The sequence below is a fragment of the Candidatus Rickettsia kedanie genome, assembly GCF_045865205.1.
Classification (GTDB): domain Bacteria; phylum Pseudomonadota; class Alphaproteobacteria; order Rickettsiales; family Rickettsiaceae; genus Rickettsia; species Rickettsia australis.
The window spans coordinates 1-20,465 of sequence record NZ_BAABMM010000040.1 but is presented as its reverse complement, the minus strand read 5'-3'; the positions used below and the strand labels follow the sequence as shown (position 1 = coordinate 20,465).

The window sequence follows — 20,465 nt, the reverse complement described above, 5'->3', positions numbered from 1 at the left end:
TGGTCAAGCCACGTGATCCATAAAAAATAAAAAAAAAAAGCTGGATTCCGCGATCAAGTTGTGGGATGACACTGGAAAAATTACTTCACGCAAAAACTAACATATAAGTAAAAACTAGGAATATCAATTCATGGAATGGCATAAGATACTTAAAGTTACTAGGAATATATTTGGTCATGCTATAATTCATCCGGTTGTGATTTTTTGTACCATTTGGATAAGCGGTGCATTTGTTGCAATTTTTACTCATGAGGTTGGAGCTTTAGGTGGAGATATAAATGCTATAAATATTGCTTATAAGTGGGCTTACTGGCTTATTAACGTTTGGGGGCAGTTAAAAATTGTCGACTATAATTATTTAAAATTGAAGCTACTTGCATCTCTTCTTGGTCCCGCTATTGTTGTCACAATACTTTACATTAAAAATTTTGCAAGAATAAAATCATTACAATTTTTTAAGCAACCGGAAAAAGTATATGGAGATGCTAGCTGGGCTAATCCGTCAGATATAGAGGCTGCTGGTCTTAGATCCAAAAAAGGTATGTTAATAGGTGTTGATGCCGGTGGATATTTTGTTGCAGATGGGTTCCAGCATGCTTTATTATTTGCTCCTACAGGTTCAGGTAAAGGTGTGGGTTTTGTGATACCTAACCTGTTATTTTGGAGTGATTCAGTAGTAGTACATGACATAAAACTCGAAAATCACGGTTTGACGAGCGGTTGGCGTGAGAAACAAGGTCAGAAAGTTTTTGTTTGGGAACCTTCTAATCCCGACGGTATTACGCATTGTTACAATCCGATTGATTGGGTTAGTACTAAGCCCGGGCAGATGGTTGATGACGTTCAAAAAATTTCAAATCTTATAATGCCGGAAAAGGATTTTTGGAACAATGAAGCACGAAGTTTATTCTTAGGTGTAACTTTATATTTAATAGCTGATCCTACTAAAACTAAATCTTTCGGTGAAGTAGTGCGTACCATGAGAAGTGACGATGTAGTTTATAATCTAGCGGTCGTACTCGATACGCTTGGCGGTGTAATACATCCTGTTGCATATATGAATATTGCTGCGTTTTTACAAAAAGCCGATAAAGAGCGTTCGGGCGTAATATCTACAATGAACTCATCGCTTGAATTATGGGCAAACCCGCTTATTGATTCGGCTACTGCATCTTCTGATTTCAACATACAAGAATTTAAAAAAGTAAAAACAACCGTATATGTAGGATTAACACCCGATAATATACAGCGTTTGCAAAAATTAATGCAGGTGTTTTATCAGCAGGCGACAGAATTTTTAAGCCGTAAAATGCCGGATTTAAAGGAAGAGCCGCATGGTGTAATGTTCTTACTTGATGAGTTCCCGACGCTTGGAAAGATGGATACTTTTAAAGCCGGTATAGCTTATTTTAGAGGTTATAGAGTTCGGTTATTCTTGATTATTCAAGATACACAGCAGTTAAAAGGAACATATGAAGATGCAGGGATGAATTCTTTCTTATCTAATGCAACATACCGTATTACTTTTGCTGCTAATAACTATGAAACGGCAAATTTAATATCGCAGCTTGTCGGTAATAAGACGGTAGAACAAAGATCATTTAGTAAACCTTTATTTTTTGACCTTAATATTTCTACTAGAACCCAAAACGTTTCTCAAGTTCAAAGAGCTTTACTTTTACCTCAAGAAGTAATACAGTTACCGAGAGATGAGCAAATTGTTTTAATAGAATCCTTTCCACCTATAAAATCTCGTAAAATTAAGTATTACGAAGATAAATTTTTTACTAGTAGATTATTACCGCCGACTTTTGTGCCTACTCAAGTACCTTTTGATCCTAGGGCAAATAATAATGAGGCTTCTGAAGAGACTGAAATAACAACTGCTCCGGAAAATAATGAGTAAGATCCAAAAATGCGTTCAGCTATTATTGATATCGGTTCAAATGCTTTAAGAGCTGTAGTTTATGAAAGTGATGAGTTTGGAGCTCCAGAAATTTTTAATTATAAATTTAGAAATTATCTTACAAATTTACTTAATTTAGATAATTTAGACGTAAAACATCAAACATATTTATCTCTACAATATCTTATCCATGTTTTTACCAAACTGTCCGTTACTAATATTAGATGTGTTGCAACAGCTATACTTAGGGGGCATCCTAAAGCAGATGAATTCAAAGCTATAATTAGAAAGAGATTCAATATTGATATTGACATTATCTCAGGTGAACGTGAAGCTTATTTAACAGCTGCCGGATTAATTTCCGGTATTAGTGATGCTTTCGGTATTGTAGCCGATCTTGGCGGTGGAAGTCTTGAGCTTGCACAGATTGGAAATAAAAAAGTCGGTAAATTAAAATCATTGCCGCTCGGTACAAAAATTATTACTAGTAGCAATTTTGGTGATGTTGGACTGATTACTAAAATGCTAGAGGAAGAATTTGGAGCTGCACATTATCCTAATTTATATTTAATTGGCGGTGCATTACGTCTAATGAGCCGTATATATATGGAGTCTATAAATTATCCCCTTAAGAATTTACATAATTTTGAAATAAATCGTGTAGAATTTGAGTTATATTTAGAGAAATTATCACAAATCGATAAATTAAAGCTAAGTTATTATGAGCAGAAAGCCATAAATTATAATGCAGTTCTAGTAATAAAAGCAATGATTAAGGTATTTTCACCGGAAAAGATTATTATCTCAAATTATGGTTTAAAAGAAGGAGTAAGATTTGACTCATTGCCGTCTCATGAAACAGAAAAAGATATTATTTATGAGAGGGTGAAGAGATTAGTAAAATTTGATAGCAATATATGTAAAATTGAAAAATATATTGAAGCAGTACAATATCTTTTAATTAATTCCGATGCCACGACTCTTATTATTATTGAACTCGCTATAATGCTAGCACAATATAATAAAAATATTGATAAAACGCTCAGAGCAAATTTTGTTTCAGAATTTATATTATCTTCAGACATTCCTTTCAGTCATAGACAGCGTCTAATGCTCGGCATTGCTCTTACGGTTACTTATACTGCTAAAACTGATATGCAGATTAATAAAATAGCTAAGAAAATGATTAGTAAAAGTGATTATTACAACAGTCATATAATCGGTTATTATATAAAAATTGCTAGAGAAATTGATGGACCAGAATTCCAAGAACCTTCTTTTTCGATTAAATTAAAAGACGATAAATTTTTACAAATTAATGCTTCAAATATCTTGCCTAAACAAGTTTTTGAAAAAGTTTGTGAACGTTTAAAAGATATAAGTGCTGCTAGAAAAAATATTAGTTATAATTTTAGTGATTAATTGTTTTTTGGATCCCGTGGTCAAGCCACAGGATGACATCGAGCGCGTTTGCCGGTCTACACAACAAGACATTCCTGCTTTTGCAGGAATGTCATCAAAGTCTTTTTAAAAAACTGTTCGGTACTTATTTTAAGCTCTCTTAGTCTATCTCCCAAATCATTATATAATCATGAAAACAATAAATATATTAGGATATATGATCAAAAATTATTGGAAAAAGTTTTGGAAGAATAGTACTACCAAATCACAAAATTTTATTGAACTAAACGACATTGCATACGGGCACTTAAAAAGAGTTAAGGTAGGCATAGAAGCTTATCGTGAAAATGTTCTAGTATATAGATGTATTAATTTAATTGCTCAATTCCTAAAGAGATTTATTTATTACCGGCACTTGCTACGGAACTTGTTATAGCACATAACAATTTAGTTGCTTATAAATATAAAAGTAACAAAGGCTATAGGATTTATAAGATTGATCCTATAGCTAAGATGAGTAGAGTCTTGCATTTAAAAGACTATCATCCTTTAGATCAGCATTACGGGTTATCGTATTTAGAAGCTTCCTCTCTTCCTATAGATTTACATCAGTAATCTTCTTATTGTAATCATTCATTATTACAAAACGGGGCAAGATCTTCCGAGGCATTAATAGTAAAGGATAGTCACTGTTATCTTAGCGATGAACAGTTTGAAAGATTGCAAGCGCAATTATCAGAGAAATTTAGCGGTAATAGTAATGCCGGTAAGCCTCTACTGCTTGAAGGAGGGCAAGGAAGATATTATTATTGCTTTTGATCGTGATTCTATATCTGAATTAACTGAAAAGCGTGAAAATTTGTGGGTTAAAATCTCTACTTTAAATGAAAAAAGAGCTTTTGTCGGACTTCCACCGATTATAAACGGTGATAAATTATGACTAAAGATATTAGCGATACTTTAAATAATTTGTATGATCTTATAGTGAGACTCATTATTCTGCTCGAAGATGAGTTAGTACGTATTACATTGCATAACAATGAAAATAATATAATAGATAATAAAAAACGTTACTGAAACCTTAAATAAGCTAGTTAACTTAATAGTACAGTTAAATAAATTATCTAATAGCTGTACAAGCTCAGAAAATTCAAAAATAGATGAACAAGATAAAATGATAATAGATAATTTTTTAGAAAATTATAATTTAAAAATCTTTGTTAAAATATTAAATCAATTAGAAATGTTCACAGAACCTAATATCTTATCTAATTCTCACCTCCGCCTGATTAATATATTAATAGCCTAAAAACTAATGTTGTAAAAACACCTCATCAATTCAATAAATATATCATTACTTTATATAAAAATTAATAAACCAAAGGGTTTTAATATAAAGTTATAGTCAAAAAATCAACTATAAGGTTAAGAGTTATGAGGAAAAAATCTAGAATATTAAAAAGTTTTCTAGCAACCGCGTCAATATTAGGTCTGTCATTGACCATACCGGTAAATGAAATATATGCAGCAGCTGTTAGTCAAATGGTTAGGGATGTTAATCTTAATAATCCGAATACTAATTTTAATCCACTATTTGTTGACGGTAATACTATTGAAGTGATTAATTCCGGTAATATAATTGTATCAAATAGCGGTACTTACAATATAGGTGCTATACGAGCTAATCAAGAAGTAAATGCAATATCGGTCGGTAGCGGGTAGCACGGATCTAGCTATAAATCTTACAATTGGTTCAATGTCCGGTGTTGTAAAGGGTTTGAATATTACAATATTTAATAATGCTACTAATATAAATATTACTGTAAATGGTAGTGCAGGGGGCGGCAATATTCCCCCAGTAAATGATTATAGTGCATTACAACAGGTATCATTTACACAGATGGGTGGCGGGGATAGTGCAAATAGTATTAATTTGAATATTAATCCCCCAATGACTCTAAATAGCACCTTTTACACTAGTGCATTCTCAGAAACAATAAATGTAAATGACGATGTTATAATAACTCAGCCTACTAAAGCCAGTGATGCCGGAAATATGAATTTTAATATTGCCGGAGATAAATCGCTTACTTTATCTGCTCCCAATTCGATTCAAGATGGCACAGGTGCAGGGAGAGTAAGATTTACTTTTACAGGTGCAAATTCTGTAGCCCGGTACATTAAATGTTAGCGGTGATAATCCTATTATAGGAAAGGTTAACTTTCAAAATGTTGATGATATTCTAGGTAAGTATAGGTTCTAATCAAGTTTGCGCAGCTAATATAGATAATATAAATAATGCAAATGAATATAGTTTTAATATTGTATTAAACGGGGAGGTTAAAGCATCTAAGATTCAAGTAAATCGTACTAGTGGTAGTAACCCAAATATGCGGATGACTATAAATAATGATGTTACTGCTGATATAGAAGGCGTTAGTAATGGTAGTAATAATTTTGTACTAACCATTAATCAAGGAAATACAATCACCGGTGCAATAAATTCTATAAATACCGCTTCAACAACTATAAATTTGAGAGGTAGCGTTACGGGTCCAATAACCAATGCCACTACTATTAATTTCGATGGTACAGGAGATACAAAATTAGGTGCTACTGCAAATACTATAGATTTATAGTAGCTAATGCTAAAGCTAATGTAGCTGCAGATGGTAGTATAACCGGTAATTTAAGTTATAACGCAGCAGGTACGGTAGCAGCTACTAAAGGGATAACAGGAGATATTAACTTTAAAGGTAATGATGGAGTATTTAATTTAGTAGACGGTTCTACGATTGATGGGGCAGTGACCAGTACCGGCTCCGTTGCCGGTAGCTTGTATTTTATAGGTGATAGAGAAGTTACCGGTGGAGTAGAGGCAAAAAAAGTAGTGTTTAACGAGCGGATATTACCGGAAAGATGGTAGGAAATATAGAATATACTGTTGCAGGTGCTTTACTTGCAAATGGATGGCTAACAGGAAATGTTAACTTTAATAATAGAGGAGGTACATTTTATTTAGGAGATGATACTAAAATTATCGGTAGTGTTACTAGTACAGCGGTATAGCAGGTACTTTAGTGTTTATAGGTGATGGAGAGGCTACGGGAGAATAGGTACGGATGACGAAAATAAGCCTGATATTATAGAGATTGCGGGTGATAATACAAAACAAGTAACGTTAAGAGGAAAGTACTTGTAAATGATTTAGTTTTTGTTCAAGGTGTTGATACTTCAGGGAAGGTAAATATTGAGAGCGGTTTCATTGTAATAAGAGTAGTTTTCAATAATGAGAATGCAGATGGAGGTACATTAGTAATATAAATGCACCATCTGCAGTTAATGCTATAGTCAATCCTAATAACGGTATGATAGTTCTGAATGCTGATTTTACAATTAGTGACCCAAGTGCCGGAGGGAGATATAAGAGAGATAAAAATAGCTGATAACATAAAATATACGATTGATGCTAAAAACGGCAATGTAGATTTATTAAAAAATGGAGTGAAGATAATATTTGAAGTGGTAGGTTCGGAATTAAATTTAATAAATACCGGTAATACGGATAAGCAGTTTACGTTATATTTTAACTTAAATCCATCAAATGCAGAAGATGAATATGGGATAGTACGAGTAGAGGCCACTACTAACAATCTTACTATAGCAAATAATGGAGGACCTTATACAATATGACAGGACAATACGCATCGTCTTAAAGAGTTTAAAGTTAAGGGAGCAGGTAATATCGTAATTGATAATACGGTATTTACAAAGCGATTTAACCTGAATAGTACTGGACAGGTAACTCTTAATCAGCTCTTAGATTTAGGAGCAGACAGTGGGGTAGTGTTTGCAGCAGATGGAAAGTTAACGGCAAATAACGGGATTAGCGGAGCGGTTACAACGGCTACAAATGATACAGGAACATTGACGATAGGAGCAGGGAATGTAACAGGTGCGATAGGCACGAGTAGCGGTAATAAATTAAAAGAAGTAAATTTTAACGGAGTAAGTAATGTAATAAGCATTGATGCAACAACGGTGAGGATTAGTAATGTAGCAGCAAACGTAACGGCAACGGGGGTAATCAGTGAAGCAGTAAGTTATACGGCAGATGGAAAGTTAACGGCAAATAATGGAATTAGCTGAGCGGTTACAACGGCTACAAATGATACAGGTACACTGACGATAGGAGCAGGGAACGTAACTGGAGCGATAGGCACGAATAGCGGTAATGTATCATTCATTGCCGGCGGTGATTACTCTAGCGGTGAGATTCAAGGTAACGGTAATAATAATTTAACTTTTGGTCCTAATTCCAGATTAACGACAACTTATATTAATAAGATCGGCGGGCAGGCTGTAAATTTAATCTTTACCGACGGTGGTAGTGTTCATAATGCCGTTGGTTCAAATGCGGCAGTCGGTAATATTATCGTAAAAGCAGGCAAGGTAAACTTTGGCAGTACCGTTAAAAGCGGTAATATTATAATGTCAAACGGTGGAGCAATAGAGGTTCATGATAATATCACCGTTACCGATATTGCAGGTGAAAATGAGAATGACGGTACTTTAAAATTAAACAACAAAGTTCCTATTAATATAACCGGTACCATAGGGAATAATAATAGTTTAGGTATAGTAGAAGTAGCCGGTAAAGACGTTACTATTACAGGTGAGTTAAAAGCCCAAGCTATTAACTTCTAAAATGCAGGACAAGAAGCGATATTAACGCTACAAGCAAGCGTCAGGTGGAGTGACTAATATTACTACAGCAGGAAATAATCTTTACACTTTAGCAATAACAGATTTTGACACCGGTAACGGTGCTATTGGGACTGAAGCTCACAGATTAAAAGCAATAGAATTAACAGGAAACGGTTTAGTTACGGTAAATACTAAGAATTTTTATTCAGATGTAACTACTGCGAATAACGGGCAAGGTAACATAAAACTTAAGATAGAGAGTGGTACCTACTTATAATTTAGGAAGTAAAATAATAGTTTAGCAAGTGTACAAGTTAGTAAGAATAGTACTATTAAAGGTGATGTATATTCTAAAGAGATTAACATTGATGCAGGTAAGAATATAGATTTTGAACGAGGTAATAATAGAAATGCTAAAAATATAATTATACAGGATGTTTTAGTAGAGAGAGATCTCCTTCCTCGTTCGCTTCAGTTATTTGGTTATTTAACTGATATTAAAGTAGATAAGCTGAATTTTGCAGATGCTGCTGCTTCTGTACATTTTAACGATGCGGTTTTAGTAAATGCTGAAATTGACGGCGGGCGGTGCTATAAAATTTAATGAAAATATTTGGTTAAAAGAAGAAATCCAAAATGTAGAGCGTTTAGAGTTTGGTCCTGAGAAATTTGCTATTCTTGAGAAAAATATTAAAGCAGCTAATTTAGTAGCAAATAAAGAACATATATTATTGGATAATTTAGGAATAGATGCTCATTCACAATTTACGGATAGTGCTTTAGATTTAGCTACTTACGAATTAAAGCATACAGGAAATGTTACATATAACGGTACTCTTGAGATTATTACGTATTTTGATGTGACTGCGAAATCGGGATGGCATATATTAGTCGGTAACGGGGCTAATGTTTATATGTTGGCTTTAGATAGTTTAGTAATTAAAGTCACATCATGCTCTGAGATTACTAAAATTACTCCTGATACTAAACATGAAGTAATACTAAAAGAAGCAGGTGGAAATTTTATTCCAGTTACTCAAAATAAAGTGACTGTTGATACAGGTGGAGAATTAAACAGGTTAATAAGATGGGTAAGCGATGAGAATGGAGTTGTATTACTGCATAATAATGATAATGGTGGCGGTAATCCCGAAAACCCTGATCTAGGAGGCAGTGATCCAGAGAACCAAGGTGACAGTGATAACGGTGGAGGAAATCCTGGAGACGGAGAAGGTGGTGTAATAGTGCCTATTTTAATATTGTCATATTCTATCGGTTCGTGATTTAATGGATCTAAATACTCACCAAGCATTTTACCGGCAAATCTGCCTACGCTTGAAAATATACCACCGCCAAATGCATTTCCTATGCCGCCGCCAAGCGAACTAAAAAAACTTCCGAACATATTTACCGTATTATAGTTTAATATGGATTGATATTAGCGCTATGATGTGGTAACACTAATATATACTCGTTTAATTTGAAAAATTGGCTACGTCGTCTTATAAGTTCTGCGGTGCTCACGTATTAAGTATACACTCCGCGCCTCGCCTTATAGACTCATTGCTCTTTTCCAAATTAAACTTCGTCTATCCTATACAATAATAAAATTTTAAAAATGATGATGATATTCAAAAAATCTTTATTTATCTTGCTATTATTTATTACTTCCTTAGTTAAAGCAGAGATTATCGAAGTAGATAACTTAGATAAAATAAAACAAGATTTTAAAGAAAATTATAATAAAAATTATGTACCTCAGGATTTATTAGTAGTAACGGTTTTAGATGAATTTTTGTTTAAGTCTTTAGTGCCTATAGATGAACAAATTGACAAAGATATTTATCTTACACTAACTCCTCTTTTGCGTAATATTAATAAAAACCCAAAAGCTATTTATATAGACCAATTAATTTTAACTAATGATAGTTATAAGAAAGAACTACAAGAATCTGATTTTCCAAATTTTGTAAATGAAATGAGTAATAGTAAAATCCCTATAATAGCAGTAAATGATGGATTTACCGGTAATTTTAATAGTATTCCTAAATTTGAAATATGGTTTGCCGATTATTTAAAGAAAAATTTCGATATTGATTTTTCAAATAGTTTTCCAAACAATAATTATATTATTTTTAACAATTTAGACAGTTTTGCTAATACTTATCCGGTATTTTATAAGGGTATATTGACGAGTAATAATATATCGGAAGCGGAAATGATGCTCAATTTCCTTATTCACATGGGATTTATGCCTAAAGCTTTTATAATAATTAGCAGTAACATAGAATTATTAAAATCAATGGAGTTTCAACTTAATAGTTATAGTTCTAATATATTATTTATTGGTTATTATTATAATAATAACAATACCCCGGAACATAAAGATGCTGCATATTATACTAAAATCATTAATGATTTAATACCTCAAATAAATAAGATAAAAAGAAATAATCCGCCTCTAAAAACTAACAAGATAAAAGATAAAAATCCTTATGATAAAAATCAATAAAGTGTTATTGAGCTTACTTTGCTTAGTTATTTCGTGTGTAAGTTATGGTCAAATTATTCCTACTTACTCTGTAGATTCGGTAACAATGAAAAATTTATTACCGAAGATAGATGCAGATACGCTGGTACTTATAAATATAGATAATACTATCATAACACCGAAATCCAAATTATTTCGATATCAAGATAATTCTTATATAAATTTTACTAAATATTTATATAGTCTTGCAGCGGATAATGCATCAGTTAATAAAACTATTGCAAAATTGATAGTGCAGCGTCAAATGATTCTTGTTGAATCTAAATGGGTAGATTTAATTAATAAGATGAAACAGCAAGGTGCAACAGTTTTAGGCCTTCAAGAAATAACTGCTCCATGTAATTTAATTGAAAATTATGAAGGATGGTTATATACATTACTTTACGGACTCAATATTAATTTTACTAATAAAGTTAATGATAAAGATGTATTTAGATTTAACCCAAGTGATGCTGGTGCCCCTATTTTTTATTTAGGTATAATATTTACCGGTAATATAAATAAAGTAAAAACTCTTATAGAGTTCTTAAAAATTATACTGAAACAACCTACAAAAATAGTAATTTTTGCGAATAATAAAAAAGATTTAGAAAATATGGACTCTTATTTAAGCATGGTTGATATAGGATATTATGGCATTGAATATTTGGGGTGGCAAATGTTACCGGGATCACCTGATAATCGAATCGCTGAGTTGCAGCAATCTACGTTTTTAAATACCGGTCAGTGGTTAGAAGATGATGTAGCGAGCGAGATGTTAAACATTCCCGATAGCAAATTACATAAGTAATATTTTATTGAGAAATCGCCATTGCGAGGCAAAACTGTAAGTTTGGACGAAGCAATCCAGTAAAAATTCTGATTTACAGAATTTTTTTGATTATTTTTCTGGGTTGCCATGCAGTCTACGACTGCTCGTAATGACGTGATGGTATCCACGCAACAACTCCGCGACTGTAAGAAGCGTGGCAATCTCATGAAATTAAAACTAGATTGCAGTAAAGCTTCGCGCCTTGCAATGACAATTTTCAGTATCCATGAGGGCAAAATGCTTATGCAGGAATGACATAATCCGCATTTAATAAATAATATGAATAATAACTTAATAGCCGCTTTAAAAGATTTAATTATTAATACCGGCAAGGTTGCACTAGATATAAAAAAGACAGGAATATTGACTGATATTAAATCAGATGGGTCAGTAGTCACTAATGCCGATAAGGAAATTAGTAAAATAATTTATCAAACTTTACGAAGCTTAACCTCTCAAATAGCTATAGTATGTGAAGAGCAGCCGCTACCTATATTAAGCACTGATACTTTTTGGTTAATCGATCCTATTGATGGGACACGGAGCTATGTAAACGGTAAAAGTACATATACGGTAAATATAGGGCTTATTGCAAACGGTTTTCCAACCATCGGCTTGATATATCACCCTGAAACGGTAAAGCTATATTATACCGATTTAAACGGTCGGTTAAAAATCGAACAGAATTCTAAAGAAATATTTGTTAATCATGAACCTAAACATGAAGAGCTTAATGCGGTAATAGGTTTTTATAATTCAAATAAAGCTACTAAAGAATTTTTAAGTAAGTATTCATTCGGTCAAATAAATGAAATAGGCAGTTCAATTAAATTATGCTTCATTGCTGAAGGGGCAGCTGATATATATCCAAAATTCGGTCAAACTATGGAATGGGACATAGCGGCAGGTCATGCTTTAATTAAAGCCGGCGGCGGTAATATTTTAGATACACATGGAAAAGAAATTACTTACGGTAAAGAAAATTTCGCTAATCCTAATTTTTTCGCCTGCAGTAAATATTGGTTGGAAAAGTGTCCAGTCTGTCATGCCGTGGCTTGACCACGGTATCCATTAGAAATATTTGTAGTAGTTAAATATTACTGGATACCGCGATCAAGTCGGACAATACAGACTACTGAATCCATGCTTTCGCAGGAATGACATCTTAACCCAACTTCTTCAACTCATAAATCAACTCAAGTGCTTCTTTAGGAGATAGTTTATCAGGGTCGATAGTTCTAAATTGTTCATCTAATTTACTTCTTATAGTAGTTTTATTAGGTTCAAGATTGAACAAGCTCAAATTATTTGATTCCGTTGATAAAATGTTTTTTCCTGTACCGGTAGAAGTTTTCTCAAATTTACGCAGAATCTGCTCAGCTCTATTTATAACGCTAGCAGGGAGTCCTGCTAAAGCTGCAACATGAATACCGTAAGATCTATCGGCAGCACCTGATATAATATTATGTAAAAATAGAATATCTTGACCTAACTCCTCAATAGCAATAGTATAATTTTGCAAAGCCGGCAGGAAATTATTCATAACAGTAAGTTCATGATAGTGCGTAGCAAACAAGCAGCGACATTTTAGCTTATCATGGATATATTCAAGCACCGACCACGCTATAGATACACCGTCATAAGTGGATGTGCCTCTACCTACCTCATCCAGTATTATTAGTGAGTTTTTTGTAGATTGAGCAAGAATTGCCGAGGTTTCAAGCATCTCTGCCATAAAGGTTGATTGTCCCTTAATTAAGTCATCAGCAGCACCTATGCGGCTAAATATTTTATCGACTACCCCTATTTTGGCACTTTTAGCAGGCACAAACGAACCTATTTGAGCAATGATTGCAATAATGGCGTTTTGACGTAAAAAAGTACTTTTACCTGCCATATTAGGACCGGTAATTAACCAAATACGCTTAAGTTCCGATAAATGACAGTCATTATATACAAAGCTTTTGCTTTCTCGTTGTAGTACTTTCTCTACTACAGGATGCCGTCCTTTAACGATATCAAAGCTTAAATCATCGGTAAATTCAGGCTTAACATAATCATATTCATCAGCGATGTAAGCAAAATTACAAAATACGTCAAGCACGCTTAAAGAGCTTGCAAGCATTCGTAAATAGGCAGCTTGTTCGATTACTTGGCTACAAATAGCGGCATATAATTCTTTTTCCAAGTTTATTACTAAGGTTTTAGCGTTAACTAACTCGCTTTCAAGTTTTTGTAGTTCAGTAGTAGTGTAACGGACATTATTAACCGTTGTTTGACGATGAATAAATTTGGGATCAAGGATTTTATTAACATTTTTAGCGGTAATATCGATAAAAAGCCCTATAACATTATTATGAGATATTTTTAAACTGTCTATGCCCGTTTCTTTGCGATATTGATCTTTTAGCTTTTCAATATGTAATTTCCCGTTATTAATTAAATCATGTAATTGAGCTACTTTCGGATGGTATTCATGTTTTATTATACCTCCGTCATTTAAATTATTCGGTACATCTTCTCTTATGCTATCGTCTATTAAATTATATAATTCTGCATCGCCTGAGAGAGGTTTAATAATTTTTTCGATAAAATCAGGTAAATTAAAACCGTAAGCGTCAAAAAATACTCCTTTAATAATCGTTGCAGCTTCCAAGGTATATTTAATACTAAGTAAATCACGACCTGAACTTCTGTTCATTGTAATACGTGTTAGGCAGCGTTCTATATCACTAGTTTTTTTTAGAAGTTCTCTAATTCTTTGTACTATTTCTAAGTTGGAATAAAAGAACTCGGTAATATTTAAACGATGATTTATTTTCGCAATGTTGGTTAAAGGACTGGAAAGAAAATTATATAGTAAACGTCCGCCTTGTTTAGTAACCGTATGATTGATGGTGCTTAGTAAACTTCTGTTCGAGCCGCCTTGTGAGTTTGTTACAATTTCAAGGTTGTGTCTAGTAGAGAAATCAATAGTCATATAGTTATGAAAATTGATAATTCTAGGGATTGGTAAATGAGGGATGTTTTGTTTTTGCGTTAACGATAAATATTCTAAAATGCTGCCTATGACACACATTTGACTGCTAGATATCTCACCGATTCCTTTAATATCTTTCATTTTATAAAAGTCTAAAATGATTTTTTCGCATTTATTAATCGCAAAAAAACTATCAACCTGATAGGTAATACGAAAATTTAATTGTTTGCAAATACTATCCGCAAGCTTAGAAGATCTTAGATTTTCGCTAAGTAGCATTTCACGAGGCTTTAAACGAGCCAACTCATTCAGAATTTCCGCTTCCGGTACATTAACTACAAAAATTTCGGAAGTAGAAAGATCAACATAACAGAGGCTAGCTGTTTCTTTATTTTTCGGTATTATGAGACTTGCTAAATAATTAGGTTCGGCTGAAGCAATTAAATTTTCTTCAATTATAGTTCCCGGAGTTATAATACGTGTAACGTCTCTAGTAACTACCGCTTTATAGCCGCCTCTATTTTTTGCCTCTTCAGGGGTTTCAAGCTGGTCACAAATAGCAACCTTATAATTTTCTTCGATTAGTTTAGTTAAGTAATGCTCAAGAGCATGATAAGGCACTCCGCACATTGCAATTTCTTCTTCACCGTTTTTACCTCTTTTTGTTAAGGCAATACCTAAAACATTGCTGGCTAAGATTGCATCATCATAGAACATCTCATAAAAATCACCCATTCTAAATAGTAGTAAACAATCTAAATGAGCAAATTTAATGTCTAGATATTGTTGCATCATTTTCGTTGCAACATCGTAATTATATTTTTGTTTAAACTCTTGAAGATTCATATTAAGCAGTATTATTCATATTATGGTTTATCGAATATATAATAATGTTTCATCAAGTGAAATATATATTTTATAGGAAATTTAATTATAATGCTGCATTATTAAATTATTTCTGTTATTATTAATTTATACTGAAAATATTTACAATTAGATCATTATGAAAGCACAACTTGTATTTCTCACTAATAGAGGGCAAATGACAATTCCGAGTTATATTAGAGAGCAATTAAATTTATCTACAGGAAGTAAGTTAGAGCTAATAGTGCAAGATAATGCTTTTATGGTAATATCTATAAATAAATCAGTTGAAAACTTGAAACATATTTTACCAAAACCTAAAAATACTCTAACTATAGATGAAATGAATGAAATTATTAAAGGTTCTTATGATAAGAATTGATACAAATATTCTCATTCGTTACTTAATCGGGGACGATAAAGTCCAAAGCATCACAGCTATAGAATTAATAGAAAGATATTTCGGTCAAAAAAATTCAATATTTATAAACAATATAGTTATATGTTAATTAGTGTGGGTATTAGAAAAAGGCTATAAATATTCAAAAGGGCAAATAATTTCGGTATTAAAGGAAATATTTAGTATAGTTGAATTTAGGTTTGAGAATCAACAAGTCTTATGGTTATCTGTTTTAGAATATGAAAATGATAAAACAGATTTTTCTGATTAATAGGTAAGCTGAATATATTTAATGATTGTAATTATACTGTTACTTTTGATAAAGCTGCAAGCGAATTAACAATGTTTAGGCTTGTGCCCACTATTTGTTCTTAGAGGCTATTTAGAAATCGTACGCAGAACCTAGCCGCAAAGAACTACATTATCGGTTAAAATTTGTTTACTAGAATAGCCTCTTAATATCGTCAATATTAATAAGCTTATAATGTGTAGCTTTTCCTTGTCCAAGACGCTCTAAACGTTTTAAATTAGATAATTTTTTTATTATAGACTCAACAGCTCGTTCAGAAAAACCAAGTGCATTTACAGCGTCTTTACAACTAAATTCGTTAATTTCTTTTGTATTAATCCAATGCCACATCATTAGTTATCTTGCAGATAACAAATTCTCGATATTATCATTTTTAATTATTTGTAATGCCCTAGTACTTTGTGATTGAACCACATTTAAAAAAAATCAACCAAGCGGTAATATCTTCTGATGTTGTCTTCCATGTAGCTTGAGTTTTATTAAGTGCCATATAATAATCAATTTTATTCGCTTCAATAATGTGCTCATGAGAAATAAATAACCATGCTTTAAAAGCAATAAATTAGTTAGTAATCTACTTGTTCTGCCATTTCCGTCTTGCAATGAGTGAATTGCTAAATACTCAAAAATAAAATTAGCAATAATGATTAAAGGGTGCTTAGTTTTACTATCAACCGTCCAATTGTACCAATCTATTAACTCCTGCATTTCGTTTTTTACTAAATAAGGTGGAGTTGGATCAAATATTGTACCGACTACATTGCTATTATGATCTTTTGCTTCTACACGATTTGATCCAAATTTATAATTTCCTTTATGTCTTGCGTCTTTTTCACCATGAACCAACATATAATTATGTAACTTTAATATAAATGATTCCGTAATACTAATTTCTGCATAATTATTAAAGATAAATTCAAGACACTTTAAATATCCAACCATTTTTTACTCCTTCAATTTCAGAAATTTTTGTATAAATTTCTTCAATTACTGAAGGATTAAGATTTAGTCTTTTATGTATACGAAAATCTTGTAGATTCATTTCACTATTTTTACATGAGTACTATGTGAAACAATGTTAGATAATGTGAGTAAAGTCAATATATTTTTAACAATCTAACGTTATGTCTACCGCCTTCAAATTTAGTGGTTAAAAACTTATCTATAATATCAAACACTATTTTGTGATCTATGGTTTTTGCTCCGAGTATTAAGATATTAGCGTCATTATGAGCTTTAGCGTTTTCAGCGGTTAACATATTATTGCACAAAGCTGCTCTTATTTCCGAGCTACGATTAGCGGCTATAGACATACCAATTCCTGTATCACTAATTAAAATACCGATAGGAGCTGATTTTTCAATAATAATATCTACTACTTTCTTAGCATAATCAGGATAATCGCCGGTTTGCATATTATTAGTTCTGCAGTCATAAACCTTTAAAGATTTCTGTTCTAAATAATTGATAATTTCAGACTTAAGCTCATAACCTGAGTGATCACTAGCTATGACAATATTATAAGTTTTCATAGTTAATTTTTTGATGGAAAATAATAATAAAAATTATATAATATGCAAGATTTGTGTTCTAATGTAAATAATAGTTTTGTTCAATATATGAAATATCCTGTTGTACTTAGTATCGTTATATGTGTTTGTTTAGTTGCTTGTGTTGAACAGCCGCCTGCTCCAATTGAGTATAAAGTAGGAGATGTTACTGCAAATAATAATTCTACCGAATTAGAACACGATGAGGGGTTGATAGTTCAAAGCACTATGGAAGACGATGCCGTATCAGAAAGAGTTAGCGGTAGACTCGAAGAACCAAAGGCGAAAATTATAGAAGATGATAATGATGATATTGAGATTCCTATATCTCGGAATGAATATGAAGAAGAGATAGAGCAGTCAAACTTTGTAAAACCGTTAAACGGGGTAATTATTACCGAGTTTAAAGCCGGTAAAAGTAAAGGGATAGATATTGCCGTTAAAGAATATAGCGACGTTAAATCGATAGCCGCAGGGACGGTAATATATTCAGGTTTTAATAAACAATTCGGTAATTTAGTAATAGTTAAGTTAGATAAAGACGATTTAGAAGTAGCATATGCGAGTTTAAATGATTTGTTACTTAAAAAAGGTGATAAAATTACTCAAAATAGTGTTATCGGACATGTAGAACATAAGTTATATTTTGCGATGCGTAAAAACAAAATAGCGGTTGATCCGAGTAAATATATAGAATTTTAAATGGAAGATTTTATTATTCTTACTAAATACGGTGAACCTCAAAATGTTATAGTAAGGAGGAGTGGTAAAGCTAAAAATATAGCCATACGAATTACGCCTAAAGGTGCAGAGCTTGTATTGCCTCTTAAGGCAAAATTAGAGAAAGGTCATAATTTTCTGTTAAGTAAAGAATATTGGGTTAGGCAAAAATTACGTCGTAATGTAACTGTGATACCAAAGGATGAAGATAAGATTTCTATTTTGGGCAAATCTTATGAAATAATACATATTGATTCGTCTAAAAATCAGATAAAACTAAATGATTCTACGTTAGAAGTATATTGTAGTACGGTACTAAAAAAACTTAGTATAGAAGTATTCCTTAAAAAGACATTATTAGCAGAAATAAAAATAATAGTAGAGAATATATCTCAAAAACATAATTTAACTTATTCCAATATTAGAATAATGGAAAATGTTACTCGCTGGGGAAGCTGTTGTAGCAAAGGGAATCTTGCTTTTAATTGGCGAGTAGTTTTTGTTCCCTTTGCAGTACTGAAATATTTAGTAGCTCATGAAATAGCACATTTAAAAGAAATGAATCATAGCGAAAATTTTTGGGAGCTAGTTGAGGATATATATCCTGAATACCAACCGGCAAAATTATGGCTAAAAAGAAACGGTAAAAATTTATATAGTTATTTGTCTTAGAGTTTATCAATTAAAATAAAAAGATAAAATATATGAATCATTTAGTTACAAATGAAGAATCTAAATATATAAATAAGCTAATTGATGAAGTTACGCTATATCATCGACCAACTTTAATAAAAGGAAAAAGAAATAATGCTATATTAATTTCTGAAGAAGATTGGGAAGATATACAAGAAACTTTACGAGTATCGTCAAATAAAAAATTAAGTGAGTCTTTACTTAAAGGCAAAAATACTCCTTACTCTGAGTGTAGTACAAAATTAGATTAGTTATAGTGTATACATTATATTATACGCATGATGCGAAAAAAGATTTTAAGAAAATTATAAAATCAAATCATAAAGAGATTTACTTACAGTGTTTAGATTTAATAGCTCAAAATCCTTTTCAAACTCCACCTCCATATAAAAAGCTTTTAGGAAGCATTAATATAAAACATAGATTATTTTATGAAGTTGATGAAAAAAATAAAAGAATAAAAATATTAAAAATGTGGAATCATTATGATGATAATTAAAGAATACAGAGGATAGAATGCACAACACCACAAAAAGAGTAACAGTTCCAGCGCTTGAAGAAATCTTATACGATCCTATAAAAGTCTTAGATCACGGCTTTATTAGAGTGATCGACTATATGGGGGATGATAGTGCTATAGTACAAGCGGCTCGTGTTTCTTACGGTAAGGGTACGAAGCAGTTGAACCAAGATAAAGGGCTGATAAACTATTTGCTTCGGCATTATCATACCACTCCTTTTGAGATGTGTGATATCAAGTTCCATATTAAACTACCGATATTTATTGCAAGACAATGGATTAGGCATAGAACAGCTAGTGTTAACGAATATTCGGCAAGGTACTCTATTTTAGGCAACGAATTTTATTTACCAGAACCGGCAAATATTGCTTCCCAATCTGCCATAAATAAACAATGTAGGGAAGGGGATAGCTTACCGAAAGAAGTGGCCGAAAAGGTCCTTGCAATCTTAGAGGAAGATGCTAGACAGTGCTACGTGCATTATAAGGAGCTGATGAATGCCGATGAAGATGGTAATATTATAGATGAGAATACCACAGGAATAGCAAGAGAGCTTGCTCGTATGAATTTAACTTTAAATTATTATACGGAATGGTATTGGAAAATTAATTTACATAATTTGCTTCATTTCTTAAGATTGCGTGCCAACCCTCACGCACAATATGAAATTAGAGTTTATGCCGAAAAAATACTTGAGATAGTCAAAGTTTGGGTTCCTTTTACTTACGAAGCTTTTGAGGAATATCGTTTGCAGGGAGCAAATATTTCATGTAAAGGTTTAGGCGTAATTAAAAGAATGATAAACGGTAAAAAAGTTACCCATGAGAGTAGTGGTATGACTAAAAGAGAGTGGGAAGAATTAATGCAGATTTTTGGTTAGTTCTATGTCATTCCCACGTAGGCGGGAATCCAGTTCTTTTCTTCATACGCGTCAAGTTAAGGAAAGTAAGTAAGCAATTTGCAAGGAATTTGCTAATTGCAACTCTGTTAGCTAGAAAAAATGATATTTAAAAAGGGAAGTGAAGAGTATAAGTATTAGCACTGTAACGC

The 20,465-nt window shown here is 32.3% G+C and carries 27 protein-coding genes and 2 pseudogenes; 24 read left to right on the top strand and 5 right to left on the bottom strand.

The window, feature by feature from the left end:
• Window positions 1-130: 130 nt before the first annotated feature.
• From ACKTSD_RS06135 to ACKTSD_RS06070, 14 genes and pseudogenes are all read left to right on the top strand, one after another.
• Complete coding sequence (locus ACKTSD_RS06135; protein ID WP_412708456.1) at window positions 131-1,906, top strand: type IV secretory system conjugative DNA transfer family protein; 1,776 nt, start codon at window positions 131-133, stop codon at window positions 1,904-1,906.
• Window positions 1,907-1,915: 9 nt separating this feature from the next.
• On the top strand, window positions 1,916-3,328 hold the full coding sequence (locus ACKTSD_RS06130) for a Ppx/GppA phosphatase family protein (RefSeq protein WP_412708455.1): 1,413 nt from the start codon (window positions 1,916-1,918) through the stop codon (window positions 3,326-3,328).
• 196 nt (window positions 3,329-3,524) lie between these two features.
• Window positions 3,525-4,105: pseudogene (locus ACKTSD_RS06120) on the top strand (phage portal protein); the annotation flags it as partial.
• Window positions 4,068-4,247, top strand: a complete 180-nt coding sequence (locus ACKTSD_RS07870; RefSeq protein WP_456237203.1) for a hypothetical protein — start codon at window positions 4,068-4,070, stop codon at window positions 4,245-4,247. The pseudogene ACKTSD_RS06120 and the gene ACKTSD_RS07870, both read left to right, overlap by 38 nt.
• Window positions 4,244-4,384, top strand: a complete 141-nt coding sequence (locus ACKTSD_RS06115; protein ID WP_412708453.1) for a hypothetical protein — start codon at window positions 4,244-4,246, stop codon at window positions 4,382-4,384. The genes ACKTSD_RS07870 and ACKTSD_RS06115 overlap by 4 nt, the downstream gene beginning before the upstream one ends.
• Before the next feature lie 357 nt (window positions 4,385-4,741).
• On the top strand, window positions 4,742-5,029 hold the full coding sequence (locus ACKTSD_RS06110; RefSeq protein WP_412708452.1) for a hypothetical protein: 288 nt from the start codon (window positions 4,742-4,744) through the stop codon (window positions 5,027-5,029).
• The gene (locus tag ACKTSD_RS06105; RefSeq protein ID WP_412708451.1) at window positions 5,004-5,498 is read left to right on the top strand and encodes a hypothetical protein; all 495 of its coding nucleotides are present in this window, start codon (window positions 5,004-5,006) and stop codon (window positions 5,496-5,498) included. The genes ACKTSD_RS06110 and ACKTSD_RS06105 overlap by 26 nt, the downstream gene beginning before the upstream one ends.
• 206 nt (window positions 5,499-5,704) lie before the next feature.
• The gene (locus ACKTSD_RS06100) at window positions 5,705-5,947 is read left to right on the top strand and encodes a hypothetical protein (RefSeq protein WP_412708450.1); all 243 of its coding nucleotides are present in this window, start codon (window positions 5,705-5,707) and stop codon (window positions 5,945-5,947) included.
• 280 nt (window positions 5,948-6,227) lie between these two features.
• Window positions 6,228-6,377 carry a hypothetical protein gene (locus ACKTSD_RS06095; RefSeq protein ID WP_412708449.1) on the top strand — a complete coding sequence of 50 codons (150 nt, stop codon included), beginning with the start codon at window positions 6,228-6,230 and terminating at the stop codon, window positions 6,375-6,377.
• Window positions 6,378-6,689: 312 nt separating this feature from the next.
• A complete protein-coding gene (locus ACKTSD_RS06090; protein WP_412708448.1) occupies window positions 6,690-7,001 on the top strand; it encodes a hypothetical protein in 312 nt (103 codons plus the stop codon).
• Between the two features lie 153 nt (window positions 7,002-7,154).
• Entirely contained in the window at window positions 7,155-7,457 is a 303-nt protein-coding gene (locus tag ACKTSD_RS06085; RefSeq protein WP_412708447.1) for a hypothetical protein, read from the top strand.
• A 342-nt stretch (window positions 7,458-7,799) separates the two neighbouring features.
• The gene (locus ACKTSD_RS06080) at window positions 7,800-8,015 is read left to right on the top strand and encodes a hypothetical protein (protein WP_412708446.1); all 216 of its coding nucleotides are present in this window, start codon (window positions 7,800-7,802) and stop codon (window positions 8,013-8,015) included.
• A 49-nt stretch (window positions 8,016-8,064) separates the two neighbouring features.
• Window positions 8,065-8,292, top strand: coding sequence for a hypothetical protein (locus ACKTSD_RS06075; protein ID WP_412708445.1), 228 nt, complete (start codon window positions 8,065-8,067; stop codon window positions 8,290-8,292).
• A gap of 289 nt (window positions 8,293-8,581) precedes the next feature.
• Entirely contained in the window at window positions 8,582-9,298 is a 717-nt protein-coding gene (locus ACKTSD_RS06070; protein WP_412708574.1) for a hypothetical protein, read from the top strand.
• On the opposite strand, the pseudogene ACKTSD_RS06065 reads toward ACKTSD_RS06070, so the two are convergent.
• Window positions 9,268-9,420, bottom strand: a pseudogene (locus ACKTSD_RS06065) (host specificity protein); the annotation flags it as partial. The gene ACKTSD_RS06070 and the pseudogene ACKTSD_RS06065 overlap by 31 nt on opposite strands.
• A gap of 222 nt (window positions 9,421-9,642) precedes the next feature.
• Between ACKTSD_RS06065 and ACKTSD_RS06060 the strand changes: the two are divergent.
• The 3 genes from ACKTSD_RS06060 to ACKTSD_RS06050 all read left to right on the top strand — a co-directional run bounded on the left by ACKTSD_RS06060 (window position 9,643) and on the right by ACKTSD_RS06050 (window position 12,436).
• Complete coding sequence (locus tag ACKTSD_RS06060; RefSeq protein ID WP_412708564.1) at window positions 9,643-10,527, top strand: DUF2608 domain-containing protein; 885 nt, start codon at window positions 9,643-9,645, stop codon at window positions 10,525-10,527.
• The gene (locus tag ACKTSD_RS06055; protein ID WP_412708444.1) at window positions 10,511-11,356 is read left to right on the top strand and encodes a DUF2608 domain-containing protein; all 846 of its coding nucleotides are present in this window, start codon (window positions 10,511-10,513) and stop codon (window positions 11,354-11,356) included. The genes ACKTSD_RS06060 and ACKTSD_RS06055 overlap by 17 nt, the downstream gene beginning before the upstream one ends.
• 300 nt (window positions 11,357-11,656) lie before the next feature.
• Window positions 11,657-12,436, top strand: coding sequence for a 3'(2'),5'-bisphosphate nucleotidase CysQ family protein (locus tag ACKTSD_RS06050; RefSeq protein ID WP_412708443.1), 780 nt, complete (start codon window positions 11,657-11,659; stop codon window positions 12,434-12,436).
• A gap of 106 nt (window positions 12,437-12,542) precedes the next feature.
• Here the strand turns inward: ACKTSD_RS06050 and mutS are convergent, their stop codons facing one another.
• Window positions 12,543-15,203: a DNA mismatch repair protein MutS gene (mutS, locus tag ACKTSD_RS06045; RefSeq protein ID WP_412708442.1), complete on the bottom strand. Its 2,661-nt coding sequence runs from the start codon at window positions 15,201-15,203 to the stop codon at window positions 12,543-12,545.
• 157 nt (window positions 15,204-15,360) lie between these two features.
• Here mutS and ACKTSD_RS06040 point away from each other — a divergent pair, with 157 nt between their 5' ends.
• Window positions 15,361-15,603, top strand: coding sequence for an AbrB/MazE/SpoVT family DNA-binding domain-containing protein (locus ACKTSD_RS06040; RefSeq protein ID WP_412708441.1), 243 nt, complete (start codon window positions 15,361-15,363; stop codon window positions 15,601-15,603).
• A 130-nt stretch (window positions 15,604-15,733) separates the two neighbouring features.
• Window positions 15,734-15,892 carry a hypothetical protein gene (locus tag ACKTSD_RS06035; protein WP_412708440.1) on the top strand — a complete coding sequence of 53 codons (159 nt, stop codon included), beginning with the start codon at window positions 15,734-15,736 and terminating at the stop codon, window positions 15,890-15,892.
• Between the two features lie 171 nt (window positions 15,893-16,063).
• Here ACKTSD_RS06035 and ACKTSD_RS06030 read toward each other — a convergent pair whose 3' ends face one another.
• From ACKTSD_RS06030 to rpiB, 3 genes are all read right to left on the bottom strand, one after another.
• Window positions 16,064-16,264, bottom strand: coding sequence for a hypothetical protein (locus tag ACKTSD_RS06030; RefSeq protein ID WP_412708439.1), 201 nt, complete (start codon window positions 16,262-16,264; stop codon window positions 16,064-16,066).
• A 93-nt stretch (window positions 16,265-16,357) separates the two neighbouring features.
• Window positions 16,358-16,873, bottom strand: a complete 516-nt coding sequence (locus ACKTSD_RS06025; RefSeq protein WP_412708438.1) for a Fic family protein — start codon at window positions 16,871-16,873, stop codon at window positions 16,358-16,360.
• 155 nt (window positions 16,874-17,028) lie between these two features.
• Window positions 17,029-17,463 carry a ribose 5-phosphate isomerase B gene (rpiB, locus tag ACKTSD_RS06020; protein ID WP_412708437.1) on the bottom strand — a complete coding sequence of 145 codons (435 nt, stop codon included), beginning with the start codon at window positions 17,461-17,463 and terminating at the stop codon, window positions 17,029-17,031.
• Window positions 17,464-17,514: 51 nt separating this feature from the next.
• Here rpiB and ACKTSD_RS06015 point away from each other — a divergent pair, with 51 nt between their 5' ends.
• The 5 genes from ACKTSD_RS06015 to thyX are packed head-to-tail and all read left to right on the top strand — an operon-like array spanning window position 17,515 to window position 20,295.
• The gene (locus tag ACKTSD_RS06015) at window positions 17,515-18,183 is read left to right on the top strand and encodes a murein hydrolase activator EnvC family protein (protein WP_412708563.1); all 669 of its coding nucleotides are present in this window, start codon (window positions 17,515-17,517) and stop codon (window positions 18,181-18,183) included.
• The gene (locus ACKTSD_RS06010; RefSeq protein WP_412708436.1) at window positions 18,184-18,873 is read left to right on the top strand and encodes a M48 family metallopeptidase; all 690 of its coding nucleotides are present in this window, start codon (window positions 18,184-18,186) and stop codon (window positions 18,871-18,873) included.
• A gap of 32 nt (window positions 18,874-18,905) precedes the next feature.
• On the top strand, window positions 18,906-19,145 hold the full coding sequence (locus ACKTSD_RS06005; protein WP_412708435.1) for a type II toxin-antitoxin system Phd/YefM family antitoxin: 240 nt from the start codon (window positions 18,906-18,908) through the stop codon (window positions 19,143-19,145).
• A 5-nt stretch (window positions 19,146-19,150) separates the two neighbouring features.
• A complete protein-coding gene (locus ACKTSD_RS06000; RefSeq protein ID WP_412708434.1) occupies window positions 19,151-19,393 on the top strand; it encodes a type II toxin-antitoxin system RelE/ParE family toxin in 243 nt (80 codons plus the stop codon).
• A 17-nt stretch (window positions 19,394-19,410) separates the two neighbouring features.
• Window positions 19,411-20,295, top strand: a complete 885-nt coding sequence (gene thyX, locus ACKTSD_RS05995) for an FAD-dependent thymidylate synthase (RefSeq protein ID WP_412708433.1) — start codon at window positions 19,411-19,413, stop codon at window positions 20,293-20,295.
• Window positions 20,296-20,465 lie beyond the last annotated feature (170 nt).